The organism is Roseateles chitinivorans (assembly GCF_002761755.1).
GTDB classification, from domain to species: Bacteria; Pseudomonadota; Gammaproteobacteria; order Burkholderiales; family Burkholderiaceae_C; genus Roseateles; species Roseateles chitinivorans.
On record NZ_PEOG01000010.1, the window covers coordinates 36,439 to 57,545 of the forward strand.

Annotated in this window: 22 protein-coding genes and 2 tRNA genes; 11 read left to right on the forward strand and 13 right to left on the reverse strand. The window is 70.0% G+C overall.

The genetic code is table 11. The features are described from left to right. Positions 1 to 19 precede the first annotated feature (19 nt). From secF to yajC, 3 genes are all read right to left on the reverse strand, one after another. Positions 20 to 1,054, reverse strand: coding sequence for a protein translocase subunit SecF (secF, locus tag CS062_RS04380; RefSeq protein ID WP_099860271.1), 1,035 nt, complete (start codon positions 1,052 to 1,054; stop codon positions 20 to 22). Positions 1,055 to 1,093: 39 nt separating this feature from the next. Further along, positions 1,094 to 2,998, reverse strand: coding sequence for a protein translocase subunit SecD (gene secD, locus CS062_RS04385; protein ID WP_099860272.1), 1,905 nt, complete (start codon positions 2,996 to 2,998; stop codon positions 1,094 to 1,096). A 158-nt stretch (positions 2,999 to 3,156) separates the two neighbouring features. After that, positions 3,157 to 3,486: a preprotein translocase subunit YajC gene (gene yajC / locus CS062_RS04390; RefSeq protein ID WP_099860273.1), complete on the reverse strand. Its 330-nt coding sequence runs from the start codon at positions 3,484 to 3,486 to the stop codon at positions 3,157 to 3,159. Positions 3,487 to 3,702: 216 nt separating this feature from the next. On the opposite strand from yajC, the gene CS062_RS04395 reads away from it, so the two are divergent. Both CS062_RS04395 and CS062_RS04400 read left to right on the forward strand, forming a co-directional pair. Continuing rightward, positions 3,703 to 4,368 (forward strand): GntR family transcriptional regulator, encoded by a 666-nt coding sequence (locus tag CS062_RS04395; RefSeq protein WP_099860274.1) that lies wholly within the window; start codon positions 3,703 to 3,705, stop codon positions 4,366 to 4,368. Further along, on the forward strand, positions 4,365 to 4,910 hold the full coding sequence (locus CS062_RS04400) for a proline racemase family protein (RefSeq protein WP_099860275.1): 546 nt from the start codon (positions 4,365 to 4,367) through the stop codon (positions 4,908 to 4,910). Before CS062_RS04395 ends, CS062_RS04400 begins: the two co-directional genes overlap by 4 nt. A 70-nt stretch (positions 4,911 to 4,980) precedes the next feature. Here the strand turns inward: CS062_RS04400 and CS062_RS04405 are convergent, their stop codons facing one another. After that, entirely contained in the window at positions 4,981 to 5,553 is a 573-nt protein-coding gene (locus CS062_RS04405) for a hypothetical protein (RefSeq protein WP_099860276.1), read from the reverse strand. Between the two features lie 136 nt (positions 5,554 to 5,689). Next, positions 5,690 to 6,673, reverse strand: coding sequence for a DMT family transporter (locus CS062_RS04410; RefSeq protein ID WP_368372847.1), 984 nt, complete (start codon positions 6,671 to 6,673; stop codon positions 5,690 to 5,692). A 214-nt stretch (positions 6,674 to 6,887) separates the two neighbouring features. Here CS062_RS04410 and CS062_RS04415 point away from each other — a divergent pair, with 214 nt between their 5' ends. Beyond that, positions 6,888 to 7,784, forward strand: a complete 897-nt coding sequence (locus CS062_RS04415) for a LysR family transcriptional regulator (protein WP_099860326.1) — start codon at positions 6,888 to 6,890, stop codon at positions 7,782 to 7,784. Then, positions 7,781 to 9,364: a glycine betaine ABC transporter substrate-binding protein gene (locus tag CS062_RS04420; RefSeq protein WP_233217908.1), complete on the forward strand. Its 1,584-nt coding sequence runs from the start codon at positions 7,781 to 7,783 to the stop codon at positions 9,362 to 9,364. The genes CS062_RS04415 and CS062_RS04420 overlap by 4 nt, the downstream gene beginning before the upstream one ends. Before the next feature lie 15 nt (positions 9,365 to 9,379). Here the strand turns inward: CS062_RS04420 and CS062_RS04425 are convergent, their stop codons facing one another. Beyond that, positions 9,380 to 10,504, reverse strand: coding sequence for an HDOD domain-containing protein (locus tag CS062_RS04425; protein ID WP_099860278.1), 1,125 nt, complete (start codon positions 10,502 to 10,504; stop codon positions 9,380 to 9,382). A gap of 171 nt (positions 10,505 to 10,675) precedes the next feature. Between CS062_RS04425 and CS062_RS04430 the strand changes: the two genes are divergently transcribed. After that, entirely contained in the window at positions 10,676 to 11,149 is a 474-nt protein-coding gene (locus CS062_RS04430) for a VOC family protein (RefSeq protein ID WP_099860279.1), read from the forward strand. Between the two features lie 52 nt (positions 11,150 to 11,201). On the opposite strand, the gene CS062_RS04435 is transcribed toward CS062_RS04430, so the two are convergent. From CS062_RS04435 to CS062_RS04445, 3 genes are read right to left on the reverse strand one after another with little or no spacing between them, the layout of a single operon-like run. Beyond that, positions 11,202 to 11,933: an ABC transporter ATP-binding protein gene (locus tag CS062_RS04435; RefSeq protein WP_099860280.1), complete on the reverse strand. Its 732-nt coding sequence runs from the start codon at positions 11,931 to 11,933 to the stop codon at positions 11,202 to 11,204. A 1-nt stretch (position 11,934) separates the two neighbouring features. Then, entirely contained in the window at positions 11,935 to 13,749 is a 1,815-nt protein-coding gene (locus CS062_RS04440) for a branched-chain amino acid ABC transporter ATP-binding protein/permease (protein WP_099860281.1), read from the reverse strand. Positions 13,750 to 13,771: 22 nt separating this feature from the next. Beyond that, positions 13,772 to 14,806 carry a branched-chain amino acid ABC transporter permease gene (locus tag CS062_RS04445; RefSeq protein ID WP_099860282.1) on the reverse strand — a complete coding sequence of 345 codons (1,035 nt, stop codon included), beginning with the start codon at positions 14,804 to 14,806 and terminating at the stop codon, positions 13,772 to 13,774. 265 nt (positions 14,807 to 15,071) lie between these two features. On the opposite strand from CS062_RS04445, the gene CS062_RS04450 reads away from it, so the two are divergent. Next, positions 15,072 to 15,830 (forward strand): enoyl-CoA hydratase/isomerase family protein, encoded by a 759-nt coding sequence (locus tag CS062_RS04450; protein ID WP_099860283.1) that lies wholly within the window; start codon positions 15,072 to 15,074, stop codon positions 15,828 to 15,830. A 57-nt stretch (positions 15,831 to 15,887) separates the two neighbouring features. On the opposite strand, the gene CS062_RS04455 is transcribed toward CS062_RS04450, so the two are convergent. Next, positions 15,888 to 16,445 carry a GAF domain-containing protein gene (locus CS062_RS04455; protein WP_143742250.1) on the reverse strand — a complete coding sequence of 186 codons (558 nt, stop codon included), beginning with the start codon at positions 16,443 to 16,445 and terminating at the stop codon, positions 15,888 to 15,890. Positions 16,446 to 16,743: 298 nt separating this feature from the next. Between CS062_RS04455 and CS062_RS04460 the strand changes: the two genes are divergently transcribed. Beyond that, the gene (locus CS062_RS04460; protein ID WP_091728029.1) at positions 16,744 to 16,983 is read left to right on the forward strand and encodes a hypothetical protein; all 240 of its coding nucleotides are present in this window, start codon (positions 16,744 to 16,746) and stop codon (positions 16,981 to 16,983) included. Between the two features lie 37 nt (positions 16,984 to 17,020). On the opposite strand, the gene CS062_RS04465 is transcribed toward CS062_RS04460, so the two are convergent. Then, positions 17,021 to 17,581, reverse strand: a complete 561-nt coding sequence (locus CS062_RS04465; protein ID WP_099860285.1) for a thymidine kinase — start codon at positions 17,579 to 17,581, stop codon at positions 17,021 to 17,023. 200 nt (positions 17,582 to 17,781) lie between these two features. Between CS062_RS04465 and CS062_RS04470 the strand changes: the two genes are divergently transcribed. The 4 genes from CS062_RS04470 (at position 17,782) to selD (ending at position 20,743) form a co-directional block, all read left to right on the forward strand. Then, positions 17,782 to 17,985: a hypothetical protein gene (locus tag CS062_RS04470; protein WP_091728034.1), complete on the forward strand. Its 204-nt coding sequence runs from the start codon at positions 17,782 to 17,784 to the stop codon at positions 17,983 to 17,985. 129 nt (positions 17,986 to 18,114) lie between these two features. Further along, a complete protein-coding gene (locus CS062_RS04475) occupies positions 18,115 to 18,960 on the forward strand; it encodes a ProQ/FINO family protein (protein WP_099860286.1) in 846 nt (281 codons plus the stop codon). A gap of 32 nt (positions 18,961 to 18,992) precedes the next feature. Then, positions 18,993 to 19,661: a tRNA-uridine aminocarboxypropyltransferase gene (locus CS062_RS04480; protein ID WP_099860287.1), complete on the forward strand. Its 669-nt coding sequence runs from the start codon at positions 18,993 to 18,995 to the stop codon at positions 19,659 to 19,661. 11 nt (positions 19,662 to 19,672) lie between these two features. Next, entirely contained in the window at positions 19,673 to 20,743 is a 1,071-nt protein-coding gene (gene selD / locus CS062_RS04485; protein ID WP_099860288.1) for a selenide, water dikinase SelD, read from the forward strand. Positions 20,744 to 20,793: 50 nt separating this feature from the next. On the opposite strand, the gene CS062_RS04490 is transcribed toward selD, so the two are convergent. Then, positions 20,794 to 20,870, reverse strand: a tRNA-Met gene (locus CS062_RS04490). Between the two features lie 121 nt (positions 20,871 to 20,991). Continuing rightward, positions 20,992 to 21,068: transfer RNA gene (locus CS062_RS04495), tRNA-Met, on the reverse strand. Positions 21,069 to 21,107: the final 39 nt, after the last annotated feature.

Below are 21,107 nucleotides of genomic sequence, written 5' to 3' on the forward strand. Positions count from 1 at the left end.
AGGAGTGCGGACGACTCTACTACACGACCGCCCCGGCGTTGGGGTCGTCGGGATCGCCCTGCTTGGCGGGACCGGCCTTGACCAGATCCTCACGCTTGACGCCCAGCCACATCGCGATCGCCGCAGCCACGAAGACCGACGAGTAGATGCCGAACAGGATGCCGATGGTCAGCGCGACCGCGAAGTAGTGCAGCGTCGGGCCGCCGAACAGCAGCATCGACAGCACCATCATCTGCGTCGAGCCGTGGGTGATGATCGTGCGGCTGATGGTGGACGTGATCGCGTGGTCGATGACCTCGTGGGTGTTGAGCTTGCGGTACTTGCGGAAAGCCTCGCGGATCCGGTCGAAGATGACCACCGACTCGTTCACCGAGTAGCCCAGCACCGCCAGGATCGCCGCCAGCACCGCCAGCGAGAACTCCCACTGGAAGTAGGCGAAGAAGCCCAGGATGATCACCACGTCGTGCAGGTTGGCGATGATGCCGGCCACGGCGAACTTCCACTCGAAGCGGAAGGCCAGGTACAGCATGATGCCGATCACGGTGAAGCCCAGCGCCATCGCGGCGTCGTGGGCCAGCTCGGCGCCGACGGACGGCCCGACGACCTCGCTGCTGGTCAGCTTCAGCGGCTCGGCGCCGTTGACCGCACAGGCCTGCTTGCTCACCGACTCCCCTTGCGGGGTGACTTCCTGGTGGGCGACGACCTTGCCCTGCTCCGCCTTGCACAGCTCGCCGAAGACGCGATCGACCAGCTCGGTCTGCTTGACGTCCGGCTTCACCGGCAGGCGGATCAGCACATCGCGCGAGGTGCCGAAGTTGGTCACCTGGATCTCGCCGAAGCCCATCTGCTCGACGATGTGGCGCGTCCGGTTGACGTCCGCCGCCTGTGCGTACTGGACCTGGATCACCGTGCCGCCAGTGAACTCGATCGAGAAATGCAGGCCCTTGGTGACCAGGAAGAACACCGCGGCGATGAAGGTGAGGAAGGACACGGCGTTGAGGACCAACGCGTGCTTCATGAACGGGATGTCCCGCTTGATTCGGAAGAATTCCATGGCGTTGTGCGCTCTCTACTCTTCGAGGGGCCGGGGCGCTCAGCGCGCCTCGGCGGCCGGGGCGTCGCCGTCCGGCGTGCCGGGGGTGGCGTCCGGCTTCCAGACGGTGCCGATGGACACGGACTTCAGGCGCTTGCGGCGGCCGTACCAGAGGTTGACCAGCGCGCGCGAGAACATCACCGACGAGATCATCGAGGTGATGATGCCCAGGCAGTGCACGACCGCGAAGCCCTTGATCGGGCCGGAGCCGAAGGCCAGCAGCGCCAGGCCCGCGATCAGCGTCGTGACGTTGGAGTCCAGGATGGTCGCCCAGGCGCGCTCGTAGCCGGCGTGGATCGCCTGCTGCGGTGCCATGCCGGCGCGCAGTTCCTCGCGCACCCGCTCGTTGATCAGCACGTTGGCGTCGATGGCCATGCCCAGCACCAGCGCGATGGCGGCGATGCCGGGCAGGCTCAGCGTGGCCTGCAGCATCGACAGCACCGCCAGCAGCAGCAGCAGGTTGAAGCCCAGCGCCACCGCCGAGAAGACGCCGAACATCATGTAGTACAGGCACATGAAGACCGCCACGGCGACGAAGCCCCAGGTGACCGACGCGATGCCCTTGTCGATGTTGTCCTTGCCCAGCGACGGGCCGATGGTGCGTTCCTCGATGATCTCCATCGGCGCGGCCAGCGAGCCGGCGCGCAGCAGCAGCGCGCTGTCGCTGGCTTCCTGCGCCGACATGTTGCCGCCGGTGATCGAGAAGCTGTTGCCCAGCTCGCCGCGGATGACCGGCGCGGTCACGACCTGGCCCTTCCCCTTCTCGAACAGGATGATGGCCATGCGCTTGCCGATGCTCTCGCGCGACACGTCCTTCATGATGCGGGCGCCCTTGGCGTCCACCTTCAGGTTGACCGAGGGCTGGTGGTTCTCGTCGAAGCCGGGCTGGGCGTCGTTGAGGTTGTCGCCGGTCAGCACCACCTGGCGCTTGACGATGATCGGGGCGCCGTCTCTTTCGGTGAAGCGCTCGGTGCCGAACGGCACCGGTCCGGTGCCGGCCAGCGCGGCCTGCGCCTCGGCGCTGTCGTCGACCATGCGCAGCTCGAGCGTCGCGGTGCGGCCGATGATGTCCTTGGCCTTGGCCGTGTCCTGAACGCCCGGCAGCTGCACGACGACGCGATCGCGGCCCTGCTGCAGGATCACCGGCTCGGCCACGCCCAGCTCGTTGACCCGGTTGTGCAGCGTGGTGATGTTCTGCTTGATCGCGGCGTCCTGGACGGCGATCTCGGCCTGCGGCGTGAGCGAGCCGTTCAGCCGCAGCTCGGTGCCGGCACCGGTGGCGGTCCAGGCGAAGTCGGGCACCTGCTCGCGCAGCAGGTTCAGCGCCTGCGTGCGGGTGGCCTCGTCGCGGAAGTTGATGGCGACGTCGTTGCCTTCGCGGGTGATGCCGGCGTGGCGGATGTTCTTGTCGCGCAGCATGGTGCGGACGTCGGAGGCCATCGATTCGGCCTTCTTCGTCAGCGCGGCCTTCATGTCGACCTGCATCAGGAAGTGCACGCCGCCGCGCAGGTCCAGGCCCAGGTACATCGGGAACGCATGCAGCGAGGTCAGCCACGCGGGGCTGCGCGAGACCAGGTTCAGCGCAACGATGAAGGTCGGGTCGGAGGTCTCGTTGCCGTTGAGGGCCTTGGCGATCGCGTCCTTGGCCTTGATCTGGGCGTCGGTGTCATGGAAGCGGGCGCGCACGGAGCCGGCTTCCAGGTGCACGAAGTCGGGCGTGACGCCGACCTGCTTGATCGCCTGCTCGACGCGCTGCCGGACGGCGTCGTCGACCTTGACGGTGACCTTGGCGCTGGACACCTGCACCGCCGGCGCTTCGCCGAACAGGTTGGGCAGCGTGTAGATCAGGCCCACCAGCAGCGCCACGACGAGCAGCGCGTACTTCCACAGCGGATAACGGTTCATGAGGAGATCCTCTGCAAACCAGGCGCCTCGCCCTTCCGCGCTCGGCGTCGGGCCGGCGGGCGCCACTGAAAGCGGACCCGGCCGGTGCGGGGCACGGGCCGGGTCGTCAGGGAGCGGTCACGCGGATGGCGCGGGCCGCTCCGGGTCGGGTTGTCGAATTACTTCGAGACGGTGCCCTTGGGCAGGACCTGCACGACCGAGGTGCGCTGGACCTGGATCTCGACGCCGGCGGCGATCTCGACGCTCAGGTACTGCTCGCCGATCTTGCTCACCTTGCCGAGCATGCCGCCGGCGGTGATGACCTCGTCGCCCTTGGACAGGGCCTCGACCATCGCCTTGTGCTCCTTCTGGCGCTTCATCTGGGGACGGATCATCACGAAGTACATGACGACGAACACGGCCACCAGGGGCAGCATCTGCAGGAAGCCGCTGGTCGGATCGGCCGAGGCGGCGCCCGCGGTCTGGGCAAAAGCGTTGGAAATAAACACGTCGATATCCCTCAGGAAAGGCGTTGGCGCGAGCCCGGAAGCCGGAGCGCCGCCGGGCACGAGGCCCGGACGTACGGAAGAACCGGTGATTGTATGCGGCCCGTCCGGCCGGCCCGGCGCCCGCCGGACGCGGATTTAACTGGGGTTGACCTCCGCAAAGTCAATCCAATACCGTCCCCGGAAGCCCGCCGGGTGGACCTGCGATGATCCGCACCCATGACTTCAGACACCCTCGAACTGCAGGACGTCGAGAAACGCCGCCAGGCCGACCAGGCCTATGACGCGATCGAGACCCTGATCGCGACGCTGCAGTTGCGCCCGGGGGCGCCGGTGGTGGAGTCGGAGCTGATCGCCCGGATCGGCCTGGGGCGCACGCCCACGCGCGAGGCGCTGATGCGGCTGGTGGCCAGCGGCCTGATCGCGCAGCAGCCGCGGCGCGGCCTGCTGGTCAGCGACATCCCGCTGGCCGAGCACCTGGACCTGCTGGAGGCGCGCCGTCCGCTGGAGCGGCTGATCGCCTGCTGCTCGGCGCGGCGGGCCTCGCCGGCGCAGCGCTCGGCGCTGCTGGCCTGCGCCGCCCGCATGGCGGAGGCGGCCGAGCGCCACGACCTGGAGGCCTACATGCGGGTGGACCAGGCCCTGGACCGCGTCAATCATGCGGCCTGCCGCAACCGCTATGCGGTGGCGGCGGTGCTGCCGATGATCATCCAGTGCCGGCGCTTCTGGTATGCGTACCGGCACCTGGGCGACGTCGCCAGCGGCGCCCGGGCGCACCAGCGCCTGGCCGAGACGATCGCCAGCGGGGACGGTGTGGCGGCCGCCGAGGCGTCCGATGCCCTGATGGCGCACTTGCGCAACTTCACGCTACAGGTGATCGCATGAATGTCCTGCCCACCCCGACCCGGCTGATCGACGCGCATGTCGGCGGCGTGCTGACTCGCGTGGTCGTCAGCGGCGGTCCCGCGCTGGCCGGCGCGACGATGACCGACCGGCTGGCCGCCTTCGCCGCCGGTCACGATGCCTGGCGCCTTGCATTGACCGGCGCGCCGCGCAGCGCGCCCGGCACCCAGGCCGCGCTGCTCACCGACCCGGAGCGTCCCGGCAGTCTGGCCGGCGTGCTGTTCCTGGCGTCCACCGGTCCGGTGGCGGCAACGCCGGACAGCCTGATCGCAGTGCTGGCCGCGCTGGCCCATGTGGGACGCCTGCGGCCGGGACCGGTGCGACTGGACACGCCCGAGGGCACGATCGCCGCGAGCTTCGCGCTGGACGGCACCGTGCGCTTCGACGATCCGGCGCTTGAGCAGCGCGAGGGGCGCGGTCACATCCTCTTGGACGGCACCTGGGTCGCCGAACCGGACGACCCGTTGGCCTGGGGCGCGCCGGTGTCGGCATCGCCGGACGCGGCCGCGGTCGGCGGCGATTGAACCGGCCTGATCGGAATCCGGTGGGACAGCCGACCCGGGCCGCGCCGGACGGCGGTCTTGCCCGGGCGGCTCATCGCAGGCTCACCCGAGCGACGCTGATCTGCGTGGTGCCGTCGGGCAGCGGCTTCAGCGCCACGACCCGGAAGTCCTTCGGCAGGCCGACCTTGTAGAGCCGGCCGCCGGCATCGGGTTTGTCGTCGTCGCAGGTCAGCGGGCCGCTGTCACGCGGCTTGCCGCGCGGCGCATCGGCCGCGCCGCAGTCGAGCGGCGTGCCGTAGCGCGCGAGCGCGCGGCGGTAGAAACGGCCGATGCGGTCGACGTCGTCCTGGCTCTGGAACTTGCCCGCGGCCAGACGCAGGCCGAAAAGCCCGCCCCACAGGCTCATCCGCACGCCGGACTTGTCCTCGTCCCGGTCCTTGTAAGGCACGGCACCGGGGTAGAGCGGGGTCTCGAGATCGACCCCGTCAGCCTTCGCGTCGAAGGTGATGCCGGCGCTGAAGCCGTCCGAGGCTGGCGGCGGCGGCGGCGGCGCGGGCTGGGCGCAGGCGCCGAGCGCCAGCGTGACCGCCGCAAGCAGCAACACGCTGCGGCGATGCCAGCCGGCGGGCCTGGGCACGGCGTGGAGGTCGGAAGAGGTGGACATCGGGCGCTCCCTGGTTCGCTGAATGCGGCGCACTCTACGAACCGACGCGACGCGCGGCGTCCTCGCGGCGACGGACTGCGCGACCGGCGGGACGAACCGCAGTCCTGAGGGAGAGCCCGCGACACGCCGCCGCGGCTCAGCCGCGCCGGCGCAGCGTCCACAGCGCCGCGCCGATGAGTCCGACGCCCGCCAGTTGCGCCGGCCCCAGCGCGCGTCCGTAGACGAGCCAGTCGACCAGCACCGCCGTGCCCGGATAGACGAACTGCAGCACCGCGATGCGCCCGGTGCCCAGGCGCGCCATGCCCGCATAGAGCACGACATAGGCCAGGCCGGTGTGCAGCACGCCAAGGCCCGCGAGCCATCCCCAGGCGGCGCCGAAGGCCGGCCAGCCGTGCATCAGCGGCCACGGCAGCAGCACCAGCACACCAACGACGCACTGCCCCGCCGACAACGCGAAGGAGCCGGCGCGATCGGCCTCGATCTTGGCGATGAAGCTGGCGGCGGCATAGCTGAGCGAGCCCAGCAGGCACATCAGCACGCCGCTTGCGTAGCCGGGCAGCTCGGTCGCGCGCCCGCCGGCGGTGGCGCCGAAGGCGTCGTCCGCGACGCCGGTGGTGAGCGCCAGCCCGCACAGCGCCACCGCCGTGGCGAGCCACTGCGCGCGGTCCACGCGCTCGCGCAACCAGAACGCGCCCATCGCCATCAGCCAGAACGGCTGCAGGTGGAAGACCACGGTGGACACGGCGATCGAGCAACGCGGGATGGCGGCGAAGAACAGTCCCCAGTTCAGCACCGTCAGCACGCCGACGGCGATCACCGCGGCCAGCGGCCGACCGCGCAGCCGGAAGAGCTCCCCCAACCGGCCGCGCGCGGCCCCCCAGAGCAACAGCGCGGCCAGCCCGAATGCACAGCGGAACCACACGGTCGTGGCCGGGTCCTGCGCGGCCTCTTCGACAAAGACGCCGATGGTGCCGAGCAGCAGGCCGCCGCCGACCATGAGCACCTGGCCTTCGCGCAGACGCCGGGCCGCCTCGGGCGCGCCGGGCCCCGTGCTCGTGACGCTCGTGACGCTCGTGACGCTCGTGGCGCTCGTGGCGCTCGTTGAGCTCGTTGAGCTCACGGGCGTCATACCGGACGTCACGGCGGATGTCGCGCCGGGCGAGGGTTGGGCCGCGGACGGCGCCCCGTCGGTGCTGGCGGGCGTCGCGGCGATGCCTGAGGGGGCGAGTGAAGTCATGCTTCGAGTCTGCGGCGCGGATGTCCGACAGCAAAGCGAATCCTCATCACGCTTAGCATCAGGGAATCGAATGCTCGCCCGCGTGGCGGAGGACAGGATGCCCTCGACCGATCTTCAACTGGACTGGCTGCGCGCCTTCGTCGCCGCCGTGGACGCGGGCTCGCTGACGGCTGCGGGACAGTGGGTGCATCGCTCGCAGTCGGCGCTCAGCATGCAGATCGCGAAGCTCGAGCGGGCGGTCGGACAGCCGGTGCTGGTGCGGACGCCGCGCCGGCTCGACCTCACGCCCGCCGGCCGCGAGCTCCTCGGCCATGCGCGACGGCTGATCGCGCAGCACGACGAGGCGGTGCAGGCGCTGCGGCGCGAAACGCTGCATGGGCGGCTGACCGTCGGCGTGCCGGAGGACTACGCGGTGCCCTACCTCACGCCGGTGCTGCGCGACTTCGCCGGCCGGCACACCGCGGTGGAGCTGACGCTGGTCTGCCAGCAGTCGACGGTGCTGATCCCGCGGCTCGCGCGCGGCGAGGTCGACGTGGCCGTGGTCACGCGCGATCGCGCCGGTCGTGGACAGCCGCTGTTCGATGAGCCGCTCGCGTGGTTCGGCGCCCCGCGCTTCGAGGCCTGGCGGCAGACGCCGCTGCCGGTGGCCGTGTACGAATCGGGCAGCCTCGCGCGCAAGGCGGCATTGGCGGCGCTGGCCGCATTGAAGCGCCCCTGGCGCATCGTCTGCGACAGCGCGAGCCCGGCCGGCATGCTCGCGGCCGTCGAGAGCGGTCTGGCGATCGCGCTGTTCACGCGCTGCAGCGTGCCGGACGGCATGGAGCTGCTGGACGAGCGCCATGGCATGCCGCCGGCCACCTCGCTGCCGGCGATGTCGGTGGTGCTGATGCGGAGCAAGGCCTCGGCCGGATCGGCGGCGGCGGACGCCTTCGCGAGCCAGGTCTTGCGCACGCTGGCGCGCAGCCGGAGCGGCTCGACTATGCTGCGCCGATGATGCTGCTCCGCCGGCTGCGGCCGCTCCTCTTCCTGTTGCTGGCCGGCGCGGCGCTGGCGACCGGATCCCGCGCCTGGGCAGCCGAGCCGCTGCGGATCGGCTCGAAGCGCTTCACCGAAAGCTACATCCTGGCCGAGATCCTCGCGCAGACGGCGCGGACCGGCGACCCGGCCGCCGCAGTCGAGGTGAAGCAGGGGCTGGGCAACACGGCCATCGTCCATGCGGCGCTCCGGACCGGCGGCATCGACGTCTACGCCGAGTACCTCGGCACGATCGAGCGCGAGATCCTCGGCCATGCGACGACCGGCGCGCCGCTGGCGCAGTTGCAGGCGGAGTTGCGCCCCCTGGGGCTGGCGATCGACGTGCCGCTGGGCTTCAACAACGGTTATGCGCTGGCGATGCGATCGGCCCAGGCGCGTGCGCTCGGGCTCAGGGCACTGTCCCAGCTGAAGGGACAAGCGGCGCTGCGGCTGGGGCTCAGCAACGAGTTCCTGGGGCGCGCCGACGGCTGGCCCGGCCTGTCGCGGCGTTACGCCTTGCCGCAGACGCCGACCGGACTGGATCACGGGCTGGCCTACCGCGCGCTCGCGGAGGGCCAGATCGACCTCACCGATGTCTATACGACCGATGCGCAGATCGCGGCGCTCGACCTGACGGTGCTCGACGACGATGCCGGCTTCTTCCCGCGCTATGACGCCGTGCTGCTGTATCGCCTCGACCTGCCTCGCCGGCATCCGCGCGCCTGGGCGGCGCTGCAGACGCTGCGGGGACGGATCGACGAGGCCGCGATGATCGCGATGAATGCGCAGGCGGAGATCCAGCGGCAGCCGTTCGACGCGATCGCACGAGGCTTCCTCGCCAAGCCGCGCGGCCCGGCGAGCGGTGCGCCCGCTGCCGCGTCCTCGTCGACGTCCTCGGCCACGCTCGAGCCGGCCACCACGCGATCGACGTCCGGCCTGTGGGCTCGGATCGCGGGGCCCGATCTCGGCCGGCTCACGGTGCAGCACCTGACGCTGGTGCTGGGCGCCGTCGGTCTCGCCGCGCTGGTCGGCGTGCCGCTCGCGGTCGCGCTGCATCCATGGCCGCGCTGGCGCGAAGCGCTGCTGGCCGCCTGCGCGCTGCTGCAGACGGTGCCATCGCTGGCGATGCTGGCGCTGCTGATCTGGGCGATGGACCGGATCGGGCCGGTGCCGGCGCTGGTCGCGCTGACGCTCTATGCGCTGCTGCCGGTGCTGCGCAACTGCACCGTCGGGCTCAGCGAGGTGCCGCAGGGGCTCACCACCGCGGGGCGCGCGCTCGGCCTCACCCGTGGGCAGGTGCTGCGCTCGATCCAGCTGCCGCTGGCGCTGCCCGTCATGCTGGCGGGCCTGCGCACCGCGACCAGCCTCTCGGTCGGCACCGCGACGATGGCCGCCTTCATCGGCGCCGGCGGCTATGGCGAGCGCATCGTCACCGGCCTGGCGCTGAACGATCAGGCCTTGCTGCTCGCCGGCGCGCTGCCCGCGGCGGCGCTGGCGCTGGCGCTCGAGGGCGGGTTCGGCGTGATGGGCTGGTGGTTGGCGAGGCGCCGTCGCGGCTGATCCACGACCGGGCGCTCAAGGCGGCGTGCCGGTGGCGAACTCGCGGTCCATGGCTGCATAACAGCGCTGCTGCGCGGCGGACCAGTCGCCCAGTTGGGCGGGCTGCAGCCCCGGCTGCATCAGCTGGCGCAGCGCGACGGCCTGGGCCTGCCGCACCAGATGCGCGAGGACGGCCGATTCCGCGCCGCGCCCCGGCCGAGGCGCCAGCGCCTCGGCGACCTGGGGCGGAAAGCCCCAGTGCTCGACGATCTGCGCCGACCAGGTGGCCGTCAGCGGCAGCAGCTGGCGATGCAGCCCTTCGCGGTCCAGCGGCGGGACGGACGGGGCGGACATGCCGTCCAGCACGCGGAGCAGGGCCATCATGCCGAGCTGCGAGCTGAGCCCGGCCAGGTAGGCGGCGAACTCGTCGTCCCCGGCATTGGCCAGTTGCCGTGTGGCGAACGCGGTGCGCTCGCTCAAGTCCCACAGCAGCGTGCCGGCGCGGCTGCCGTAGCGGCCTTTGCCCTGATGGAAGATCGGCCGCATCGCGGCGCCCATCACCAGCTGATCCAGCCCCTGCTGGCCCAGCACCGTCACCGCGCCGGACAGATCGGTGATCTCGCGCTCGGTCCGGTAGCGCGGCGAGTTGGCCAGCCGCATCAGCTCGCCGACCAGGCTGGGGTCGCGCGACAGCAGTTGCACCAGTTCGGCCCTTGCCACGTCCGGCCGACGCGCCAGCCGCATCAGTTGCGGCAGAACCGCTGGCAGGCGCGGCAGCTGGTCGGCCCATTGGGAGCCGCGCAGCGCCTGCAGGCGCTGCATCAGCCCCTGTTCGCCAGCGGACGGCCGCACGTCCTTGAGCCGAGACAGGCCCAGCAGCCGCGCGCTGAACTGCAGCCACTCCGGCGAGGCCTCGAGCGCGGGGAAGACGATCTCGCCCCCGGTGTAGACGGCGGTCTGGGTCGACAACTGGCTGGGCCCGTGCGAGTGCACCGACGCCAGCGGCTGCGACGGCAGTGTGGCGGCCGCGCCCGGTCCGGCCGGTGCGGCGGACGGCTCCGCCGGTCGCGCGGGCGTGCCAGCGGCGGCGGTAGGTCGGCCGGCCGGCGCGGTATCGCCGGAGCCGGACAGCAGTTTGCGGAGGGAGGACAGCAGCGCCATGGTGGGATGTCGGCGGATTATGGTGGGCAGCCCCCGCGCTCATGTTTCGGCCAGGTCACGCCACGCCCCCCGATTCGAGTGGGCCGGGCACGCCGCCGATGCCGCGTGTCGATTCCGGCTTGGGCCGTTCGTCGTCTGCAGGTGACCCACCCTCGACTGAAGGAGATTGCGATGACTGCTTCCGTACCTGCCGTCCCCGCCGCGAACGGCGCGACGCCCTACCTCACCATCCGCGGCGCCGGCGCCGCGATCGACTTCTACCAGCGCGCCTTCGGCGCCAGGCTCGAGTTGCGGCTCGACGCGCCGGATGGCGTGATGCATGCCGAACTGAGCGTCGGCGGCGCGAAGTTCATGCTGACCGAGGAGCGCTCCCACTGCGGCGCGCTGAGCCCCCTGAGCCTGAACGGCAGCGCCACGACGGTGGTGATCTACGTGCCTGACGTCGACGCGACGGTGAAGACGGCCGAGGGCGCCGGTGCCAAGGTGGAGATGCCGGTGGCCGACCAGTTCTGGGGCGACCGCATGGGGGTGATCGCCGATCCGTTCGGCCACAAGTGGATGATCGCCACCCACAAGGAGGACGTCTCCGAGGCCGAGCTCAAGGCGCGCATGGCCAAGATGTTCGCCGAGGGCCAGCCGGGCTGATACAGCCGGTCGGCATGCGCCGCCGCGCCCGGTCCGCGGGCGCGCCGCCGGCTCAGTGCTGCTTGCGGCTCGCGCCCAGGTAGGTCTCGATGACCCGCGGATCCTTGGCCAGGTCCGCGGCCTTGCCTTCCAGAGCGATCTCGCCCGTCTCCAGCACATAGCCATAGTCGGCCACCTCGAGCGCCGCCCGGGCGTTCTGCTCGATCAGGAGGATGGACACGCCGGCCTCGCGCAGCTGCGCGACGATGCGGAACACCTCCTTGACGATCAGCGGCGCCAGCCCGAGGCTGGGCTCGTCGAGCATCAGCAGCTTGGGGCGCGCCATCAGCGCGCGCCCGACGGCCAGCATCTGCCGCTCGCCACCGGACAGTGTGCCGGCCAGCTGCGCGCGGCGTTCCTTCAGGCGGGGGAACAACGCATAGACGCGCTCCAGCTCATCCCGCCAGTCCTTCACGCCCAGACGCATCGGCCGGAAGCCGCCGAGCACCAGGTTGTCCTCGACCGACATCGTCGTGAACAACTCGCGTTTCTCGGGCACCAGCGCGAGGCCCTTCATCACGCGTTCCTCCAGGCCCAGCCCATTCACCTCCTCGCCGTCGAACAGGACCTGCCCGCGCGCGGGCAGCACGCCCATCAGCGCATTCAGCGTGGTGCTCTTGCCGGCGCCGTTGGGTCCGATCACGGTGACCACCTCGCCTTGGCGCAGGCGCAGGTCCAGCCCGGTGAGCACCTCCGCGCGCCCGTAGCCGGCATGCAGGCCGTTGACCTTCAACAACTCGCTCATCTCAGTGTTCCGTTCCCAGGTAGGCCGCGCGCACTTCGGGACTGGCCTGCACCTCGGCGGGCGTGCCCTCGATCAGCTTGGTCCCGAACTCCATCACGACGATGCGGTCCGTCAGGCCCATCACGAAGTCCATGTCGTGCTCGACCAGCAGGATGCTCATGCCCTCGGTCCGCAGTTGCCGCAGCACCGCCGCCAGCGCCTGCTTCTCCTTGTGGCGCAGGCCGGCGGCCGGCTCGTCGAGCAGCAGCAGCGACGGGTCGGCGCAGAGCGCCCGAGCGATCTCCATCAGCCGCTGCGGCCCCAGCGCCAGGTTGCCGGCCAGCTCGTGCAGGTGGTCCTGCATGCCGATGCGGCGCAGCTGCGATTCGGCCTCGGCGAACAGGCGCCGCTCCTCGGCGCGATCGAACCGGAGCATCGCCTTCGCCGTGCCGCTGTGCGAGCGCAGATAGCCACCCAGCGCGACGTTCTCCAGCACCGTCATGTCCGCGATCATCTTCACGTGCTGGAAGGTCCGGGAGAGGCCGCGACGCGCGATCTGGCGCGCGGGCAGTCCGGTGATCGACTCGCCCGCGAAGCGCAGTTCGCCGCTGGTCGCCGGCAGCACGCCGGACACCAGGTTGAAGGTCGTGGACTTGCCGGCGCCGTTGGGGCCGATCAGTCCCATGATCTCGCCCGCGCGCAGCTCGAAGCTGACGTCGTTGACGGCGACCAGCCCGCCGAACTGCTTGCGCAGCTTGTCGACCCGCAGCAGCACCGAGCCGGCCTGCGGTTTGGGCCGCGCCTCGAGCGCGGCGGCGCCCTCCCAGTCCCGCTCGCGGCGAGCCGGCGGCCACCAGCGCGACAGCAGCCCCTGAAGGGACGGCCACAGCCCCTTGGGCGCGTACTTCAGCATCAGCACCAGCACGACACCGAGCACGATGATCTCGAAGTTGCCGTTGCTGCCGAGCAGCGCGGGCAGCAGCTCCTTGAGCTGGTCCTCGATGATCTTGAACACGCCCGCGCCGACGAACGCGCCCCAGACGCTGGACACGCCGCCCACGACGGCCATGAACAGGTATTCGATGCCCATCTTCAGCCCGAAGGGACTGGGGTTCACCGTGCGCTGGACATGCGCGAACAGCCAGCCGGACACCGAGGCCAGCAGCGCCGCGATCAGGAAGATCACGACCTTGTAGCGGAAGGTGGAGACACCCATCGACTCGGCCATCACCGTCGCGCCGCCGAGCGCGCGGATGGCCCGCCCGGGGCGGGAATCCAGCAGGTTGCGCACGGCGAGCGCGCCGAGGATCGCGAACAGCCAGATCAGGTAGTAGATGGCACGGCCGTCGGCCAGGCTCACTCCGAAGAGCTCGATCGCCGGCACGCCGAGCAGGCCGTCGTACTTGCCCAGCGACTCCATGTTGGCGATCGTGAAGTTCAGGCTCAGCGCCCAGGCGATGGTCGCGAGCGGCAGGTAGTGGCCGGACATCCGCAGCGTGATCAGCGCCAGCACCAGCGCGATCGCCAGCGTGACCGCCAGGCCCGCGGCCAGGCCGAGCCAGGGCGACAGGCCGTAGCGCGCGCTGAGCAGCGCCGTCGTGTACGCGCCCACCCCGACGAAAGCGGCCTGGCCGAAGGAGGTCAGCCCGCCGACGCCGGTCAGCAGCACCAGGCCGAGCGCGACCAGCGCGAACATGCCGATGTAGTTCAGCTGCGTGATCCAGAACTCGGGCACCGGCAACAGCGGCAGCACCGCCAGGACCGCCAGCAGCAGCACCGGCGCCAGGCGACGCGACCACGGACGCGCCGCGGCGGACGCAGGGGACGAGGCATTCATGGCGGCTCGATCGGAGGTCACGTCAATGCTCTTCATGGTGCGGGTCGCGCCAGCTGCGCCACAGCAGCACCGGCAGGATGGTGGTGAAGACGATGACCTCCTTGAAGGCGCTGGCCCAGAAGGAACTGAAGGACTCGATCAGGCCGACGAGCAGCGCGCCCAGGGCCGCGCCCGGATAACTCGAGAGTCCGGCGAAGACCGCGGCGACGAAGCCCTTCAGGCCGATGAGGAAGCCGCTGTCGTAGAAGATCGTCGTGGTCGGGCTGATCAGGATGCCGGACAGCGCGCCGATGAAGGCCGCCAGCGTGAACGAGAGCCGCCCGGCCGAGGTGCTGGAGATGCCCATCAGCCGCGCGCCGAGCCGGTTCACCGCGGTCGCGCGCAGCGCCTTGCCGTAGAGGCTCCTGTCGAAGAACAACCACAGCGCCACGATCAGCGCCGCCGAGGCCATCACGATGATCAGCGTCTGGCCCGAGAACATCAGCGGCCCGGCTGCGTAGCTCGCGTCCCAGAAGCTCGGATTGCGCGAGCCCTCCGCGCCGAAGAACACCAGGCCCAATCCGGTCAGCGCGAAGTGCACCCCGACCGACACGATCAGCAGCACCAGCACCGAGGCGTCCGCCAGCGACTGGTAGGCCAGGCGGTACAACAGCCCGCCCATCGGCGTGACCACCGCCAGCGTCAGCAGCGCCTGCGCCACCAGCGGCAGCTTCATCGGCGCCAGCCAGAGCGCGCACAGCCCGATCGCCACGCCGGGCAAGGCGCGCAGCGCGATCGGCGCGAGTTCCGCCCCGAGGCGGCCGGCGCGCGCGGCGGCGATCAGGTCCAGCACCGCGGCCAGCAACGCCATCGCGATCAGGAAGTGGATCGTCATCGGCGTGTGGCCGAGCTGCAGTCCCGCCAGCGTCAGCGCGCCGAAAGCGACGAACTCCCCCTGAGGAATGAAGATCACCCGCGTGACCGCGAACACGAGGACCAGGGCCAGTGCCAGCAGCGCGTAGACCGCGCCGTTGGTGACCCCGTCCAGCACCAGGATGCTTGCAATCGCCCCGTCCACCTTGTCTCCTGTCGTGGTACCGGGCGAGGCCGTTGATCGCGCGCCACCGATGCTTGCCGGGGGCGTCGCGACCGCTCCGAAGGCCATCGCCCGGGGGTTGGTCGTTCATGCGACGTGTGGCGACCGACTCTAGCGGGAAGCCCCCAGCGCTCTGTCAGTGGATGCCGCATTGACATTTCGCAATTGATTAATCCGACCGGTCGGTCGAAGTTGAGGCTCGGGAGGACGGCTTGTGCTAGGCGCCGCTTCGCTAGACTGCGCCGCCATGCCCCAATACCTGCCCGCGCTGGAGATCGACGGCCCGCTCGCCCGGGTGACGCTGCGTCGACCGCATGTCGCCAACCGGCTCGAGCTGATCGACCTGCAGACGCTGCAGGCCCACCTGCGCGAGGTCGAGGCCACGCCGACGGTCCGCGTGCTGCTGCTGTGCGCCGAGGGCCGGCACTTCTGCAGCGGCTTCAACATCGACGCGGTGCCCGGCGTGGACGCGGGCGCCTTGTTCGAATCGCTGGCCGACGCCTGGGAACAGGCCCGGCCCGTGACCGTCGCTGCGATCCAGGGCGGTGTCTACGGCGGCGCCACCGACCTCGCCCTGGCTTGCGATTTCCGGCTCGGCGTGCAGCGATGCGAGATGTTCGTACCCGCCGCGCGATTGGGGCTGCACTTCTATCGCGGCGGCATGGAGCGGTATGTGAACCGGCTGGGGCTGTCGATGGCCAAGCGGGTGCTGCTGGCCGGCGAAACCTTGGACGCCGAGGCGATGCGCGCCAGCGGCTTCCTGGATCAACTGCTCGACGACGGCGAAGCGCTCGATGCGGCGGTGCAGGCCTTGTGCGAGCGGCTCTGCGGCTTCGCGCCGCTGGCGCTGGCCGGCATGAAACGCCATCTGAACGCGATCGCCAACGGCCGACTCGACGCGGAGGCGCTGCTGGCGGACATCGCGGTATCGAACGCGTCGGAGGATCTGGCGGAGGGCGTCCGCGCCTGGCAGGAAAAGCGCGCGCCCAAATTCAAGGGCCGCTGATCGGCGCCCTGACGGGGGCACGAGGGCAGGATGGTCGCCGCCTGCGTCAGGCGGCCGTCAGACCGTTTCCAACTCGTGGCGCCAGGTGTGCAGGTGCAGGCAGACCTTCGCGGTGGCGCGGCGTAGGTCGAGTTCCTCACGTTTGGTCCACACCCGGGCCTCATCTCGCTCCCCCAGCGCGATCACGCCGAAGGTCCGGCCGTTGATCTGGCCGCTGACGTCCAGCATCGCGCGCCAGGTCGGCGGGGGCTGCAGGGCGCTCAAACGGGGGTCGACGCGCGCATCGGCGCAGTTGAAGACGCCTTCGGACAGCAAGGCGTCGAAATAGCCGGGATAGGCGCGCTGCTCGCAAACCGGCGGCTGGCGGCTCGGTCCGTCGATCGCGTGGGCGCCGAGGCAGCGCAGGCGGTAGGCGCCCGGTTCGCCGTCGAGCAGCCAGAGGCTCGCGTGCGAACTGCGGAAGTGACCGCACAGGGCCTCGCTGATGGCCAGCGCGTAGCGCTCGGCCAGATCGCCGGCGGTCTCCAGGCCGCTGTCGCGAGCTTCGGTCGCCGGCCATTCCAGTTCCTGACTTGCCGCCCGCATGGCGGCAAACAGCCCCTCGATCCTTTCCATCGCTGCGCTCGCTCCCTCATGTGTCCTTGTGATTGACGCCACGGTGAACGGCGCGGGCGGCATTCTAGGTGTTTTCCCTAAACGCTGCCAAGCGGCCCCGAGCCTGTGTTACAGGCCCGCCGGTGCGACGAATGTCTCTTGCAACCGATTCGGGCGACCTTCGCGCGAGGTCATTAGCGATGCCCCGGTACGGGGAGGGTCCGGCTTATAGGAAAATACGGGTTTCGCCGTCTGTCCCTGGGGGGAACTTGGGACGGTCGGCGCGGCATTTCAAACTCTTATCAGGATCAGGATCAGCGTGGCCAAGGATACGACCAAGACGACCATCGAAGCCGATGGTCTGCGCTATCGCTCTAAAGCTCCCGGCTCGCCCTTCGCGGCGACCTCGTCATTTGGCGCGGCGACCATGTCGTGCTTCCTTTGCGGCAAGCATCGCCCCCGTGCGCTGCTGAAGTCCCGCAAGCTGCTGGGCAAGTCCCAGCCGGTCTGCGCTCCGTCCTGCAAGGAACTGGAAGAGCAGCTGGCGACCAAGAAGTAAGCCCAGGCTTACCCGGCGTCCGTAGGACGCCATGTCCTCAGGACGCCCTGAAGCAGCGTCCACAGACCGCGCGGTAACGGGAGTTGCCGCCGATCTCGACCTGCGCGCCCTCGGTCAGCTTCCGGCCGGCGGCGTCGACACGCATGTTCATCGTCGCCTTGCGGCCGCAGTCGCAGATGGTCTTCATCTCGTCCATCTCGTCGGCCAGCGCCAGCAGCGCCGCGGAACCGGTGAACAAGGCCCCCCGGAAGTCGGTTCGCAGCCCGTAGCAGATCACGGGCACATGCCGCATGTGCGCGATCTCATGGAGCGACCAGACCTGGTCCTGCGTGAGGAACTGCGCCTCGTCCAGCAGGATGCAGGCGATGCCCGGCGACTGCGTGATCAGCGCGCGGAAGTCCGTCTCGGCGGTGAACACCTCCGCCACGCGCTGCGGCCCCAGCCGCGAGGTGATGAAGCCCTTGCCATAGCGGTCGTCGACGCCGGCGGTGAACAGGCGCACCGCATGGCCGCGCTCTTCATAGTTGTGCGCCACCTGCAGCAGGGCGGTGGACTTGCCGGCATTCATCGCGGCGTAGCGGAAAAACAGTTTGGCCATGGTCCTCGAACACCGGGCCCGCCCGGGAGCGGGCGATTGTCGGCGCAATTGCGACCGTTCGTCGGCCGGTGCTTTCACCCCCGGGCAAGCGATGTAGCGGGGCGTCATACGCCCCACCTAATATGGATCGCGAGGGAATCGATGCACCGCCGGGACACGACCCCGCCGGTGCGAACAAGAGCGCCAAGCGAAGCGAGACCATGAGCAAAGACACCAGCACCGCCGTTCGGGAAGACGGCCTGCGCTACGCCTCCAAGCTGGGAGGGTCGCCGTTTCAGGGTAGCGGCCAGACCCGTTCCTGCTTCAAGTGCGGTCGGCACCGTCCTCCGAGCAGCCTGCAGTCCAAGCGCATCCTGGGCCGGACCGAACTGGTCTGCAAGCCCGCCTGCGAACCGAAGACCTGATTCCCCTTCCCGGCGGCTGTTCTCAGGCAGGACGGACGGCCGCCGTCGATCGGCGCGAATTGCCACGCCCGCGCGGCTATGGGCACAATCCCCCTTTTTCCCGAAGGCCGGCCCCGCGCCGCTTGATGCATGTCCTCCAGCACCCCGCCGCAAGGCGAAGTGACCTCCCCCGAAATCCCGGACCCGAAGGCTCCCGTCGCCGAGACGACTGACGCCGCGCTGACCGCGCCGCAAGCTGACGCCGAGCCCTCCCCGGAAGCGGGCGATGCAGCCGCCGAGGCCAGCCCGTCCGATGCGAGCGCCCCGTCGAGTTCGGCCAAACCCGCCGAAGGCGGACGCGTCGACGTGCAGGCGGTCGCCGCCAAGCTGAAGGAACTCTTCCCTGCCCTGTTCGGCGGCGGCGCGAAGCCACTGAAGCTGCGGGTCCAGGCCGACATCCAGCAGCGTGCGCCAGGTCAGTTCACGAAGGCACAGCTGTCGGCTTTCCTGCGGCGCTACACCGGCGGCACCGGTTACCTGATCGCGCTGACCCGTGCCAAGACCCGCTTCGACCTGGACGGCCAACCCGCCGGCGAGTTGAGCGACGAGCACCGCAACGCCGCGCAGGAAGAGCTGACTCGCCGACGGGGCATCACCGAGGCGCGCCGCGCCGAGGAAGACCGCGGCCGCCAGGAGCGCGCACAGTTGCTGCGCGACTTCTCGCGCACCACGCTCACTCCTGCGAACTTCTGCGCGCTCAAGGGCCTGACGCAGGAGCAGCTCGACACCCAGTTGAAGCTGGCACGCGAGGAAGAGGCGCAACAGCCGCCGCGCCAGGAGCGCAACGACCGGCCGCCCAGAGGCCAGGAGCATCGCCGTGGCGGCCCTCGTGGTGAAGGACGTCCTGGCGGTCCTGGCCAGGCCACGCGCGGCGATGGCCCACGCCGTGACGGCCGTCCGAACGAAGGCCGAAAGCCTCCGCGCCAGCCGCGCTGATCGGCTGACCACGCGCTGACGCGCCCACCACGATGGCTGCCGACGAGCGCCCCCAGCGCGGTGGCCTCGCCGGGCGTCGTGCCCGTTGCCATGGCTGCGGCCGACCGTTGGTCGGCTGCTGGTGCGCCTGCGTGCGACCGGTCGACAACCTCACCCCGCTGCTGATCCTCCAGGATCCGGACGAGGCCGAACAGACCAAGGGCACGGCAGGCCTGCTGACGCGCTGCCTGTCGCGCGTCGAGCTGCGTGTCGGCGAACGATTCGATCCACCGGCCTCGACCGCCGGCCTCGTGCTGCTGTACCCGGCAACGCATGGCAATGCCGCGCTTGCGAGACCCGCGCCGGCGCACGACCTCGGGCTGCAGCGCGGAGCCGTCCACCCCGGTCCGCCATCGCCCACCACCCTCGTTGTCCTGGACGGCACCTGGCGCCGCAGTCGGCGGCTGCTCCATGAGAACCGCTGGCTGCAAGCCCTCCCGCGGCTGGCGCTCGATGCGCCCCCGCCTTCCCGCTACGCCATCCGACGTGCGCAAGCAGAGTCGCAACGCAGCACGCTCGAGGCCAGCGCCCTCGCGTTGGCGCAAATCGATGGCGACGAGTCGCGCTACGCGCCGCTTTGGGCCGCGATGGACGCATTCATCGCCCTTCAGCAGGGTCTGGCTGAGCGAACTCACCCAATCGGTGGAGCCGGCGCGCGGTAAGCTGCCCGGCCATGAATCCCTCCCCCACCCCTCCCCCATCCGAACCCCGACTGACCTCGCTGTCGCACGGCGGCGGCTGCGGCTGCAAGATCGCGCCGGGTGTGCTCTCGGAAATCCTCAAGGGGACGAGCGCCCTGCCGGTGCCCCGCGAATTGCTTGTCGGGATCGAGACGGCAGATGACGCTGCCGTCTACCGGCTCAATGACGAACAGGCGCTGATCGCCACCACCGACTTCTTCATGCCGATCGTCGACGATCCGCATGACTTCGGTCGCATCGCCGCGACCAACGCGATCAGCGATGTCTATGCGATGGGCGGCAAACCCATCATGGCGCTGGCCCTCGTCGGCATGCCGATCGCGGTCTTGAGCACCGCGACCATCGGCAGGATCCTCGAAGGCGGTGCGTCCGTCTGTCGTGAGGCCGGCATTCCGATCGCGGGCGGCCACACGATCGATTCGGTCGAGCCGATCTATGGCCTCGTGGCGCTGGGGCTGGTGCATCCATCGCGGGTGAAGCGCAACGCGGATGCCCGCGCCGGCGACGCGTTGATGCTGGGCAAGGCGCTGGGCGTTGGCGTGATGTCAGCAGCGCTCAAGAAGGGGAAGCTCGATGACGCGGCCTATCAGCGGATGCTCGCGACCACCACCAAACTGAACACCCCGGGGCCGGAGCTGGCTGCGCTGGACGGCGTGCATGCCCTCACCGATGTCACCGGCTTTGGCTTGGCGGGACATGCCCTGGAGATCGCGCGCGGGTCGGGCTGCAGCGTGGAGATCGATTGGGCTGCGGTACCACTGCTCGATGGCGTGCAGACACTTGCGGGCGATGGCTTCGTGACCGGCGCATCAGGCCGCAACTGGGCCGCGTACGGCGCGGAGGTGTCGCTGGCCGGCTCGCTGCCTTCGCAGGCACAGGCGCTCTTGAGCGATCCGCAGACGAGTGGTGGCTTGCTCGTGTCCTGCTCTCCAGCAGCGGTCGGCGCAGTGCTCGAAATCTTTGCCCGTCACGGGTTCGACGCGGCTGCCGCCATCGGGCGCGTCACGGCGGCCGGAGAAGGTCCGAAGCTGCGCGTGACCTGAGCAAGCGCTGGAAAAAACAAAGGGCCCTCGCGTGAGGGCCCTTGTTCGATTGGTTGCGGGGGCAGGATTTGAACCTACGACCTTTGGGTTATGAGCCCAACGAGCTACCAGACTGCTCCACCCCGCGGCTGTGGTGTGTGGCGATCGGCAGGCGCCGAATCACCGGTTGGTTGATCGCATCGCACGGAGCCTGTTGGCCTTCGTGTCGATCCGACAACAACGCTGTCCGTGGACAACGTTCGATGTTCTGGTTGCGGGGGCAGGATTTGAACCTACGACCTTTGGGTTATGAGCCCAACGAGCTACCAGACTGCTCCACCCCGCGATCGAAGAAAGAGAGTGTAGCACGGAATCGACCGCTGTC

Bases quoted from the DNA above. Each gene is read 5' to 3' on its own strand.
- secF (WP_099860271.1), bottom strand. From the start codon at position 1,054: ATGGAATTCTTCCGAATCAAGCGGGACATCCCGTTCATGAAGCACGCG.
- secD (WP_099860272.1), bottom strand. From the start codon at position 2,998: ATGAACCGTTATCCGCTGTGGAAGTACGCGCTGCTCGTCGTGGCGCTG.
- CS062_RS04395 (WP_099860274.1), top strand. From the start codon at position 3,703: ATGACTTCAGACACCCTCGAACTGCAGGACGTCGAGAAACGCCGCCAG.
- CS062_RS04400 (WP_099860275.1), top strand. From the start codon at position 4,365: ATGAATGTCCTGCCCACCCCGACCCGGCTGATCGACGCGCATGTCGGC.
- CS062_RS04405 (WP_099860276.1), bottom strand. From the start codon at position 5,553: ATGTCCACCTCTTCCGACCTCCACGCCGTGCCCAGGCCCGCCGGCTGG.
- CS062_RS04415 (WP_099860326.1), top strand. From the start codon at position 6,888: ATGCCCTCGACCGATCTTCAACTGGACTGGCTGCGCGCCTTCGTCGCC.
- CS062_RS04420 (WP_233217908.1), top strand. From the start codon at position 7,781: ATGATGCTGCTCCGCCGGCTGCGGCCGCTCCTCTTCCTGTTGCTGGCC.
- CS062_RS04425 (WP_099860278.1), bottom strand. From the start codon at position 10,504: ATGGCGCTGCTGTCCTCCCTCCGCAAACTGCTGTCCGGCTCCGGCGAT.
- CS062_RS04430 (WP_099860279.1), top strand. From the start codon at position 10,676: ATGACTGCTTCCGTACCTGCCGTCCCCGCCGCGAACGGCGCGACGCCC.
- CS062_RS04435 (WP_099860280.1), bottom strand. From the start codon at position 11,933: ATGAGCGAGTTGTTGAAGGTCAACGGCCTGCATGCCGGCTACGGGCGC.
- CS062_RS04440 (WP_099860281.1), bottom strand. From the start codon at position 13,749: ATGAATGCCTCGTCCCCTGCGTCCGCCGCGGCGCGTCCGTGGTCGCGT.
- CS062_RS04450 (WP_099860283.1), top strand. From the start codon at position 15,072: ATGCCCCAATACCTGCCCGCGCTGGAGATCGACGGCCCGCTCGCCCGG.
- CS062_RS04455 (WP_143742250.1), bottom strand. From the start codon at position 16,445: ATGGAAAGGATCGAGGGGCTGTTTGCCGCCATGCGGGCGGCAAGTCAG.
- CS062_RS04465 (WP_099860285.1), bottom strand. From the start codon at position 17,581: ATGGCCAAACTGTTTTTCCGCTACGCCGCGATGAATGCCGGCAAGTCC.
- CS062_RS04470 (WP_091728034.1), top strand. From the start codon at position 17,782: ATGAGCAAAGACACCAGCACCGCCGTTCGGGAAGACGGCCTGCGCTAC.
- CS062_RS04475 (WP_099860286.1), top strand. From the start codon at position 18,115: ATGTCCTCCAGCACCCCGCCGCAAGGCGAAGTGACCTCCCCCGAAATC.
- CS062_RS04480 (WP_099860287.1), top strand. From the start codon at position 18,993: ATGGCTGCCGACGAGCGCCCCCAGCGCGGTGGCCTCGCCGGGCGTCGT.
- selD (WP_099860288.1), top strand. From the start codon at position 19,673: ATGAATCCCTCCCCCACCCCTCCCCCATCCGAACCCCGACTGACCTCG.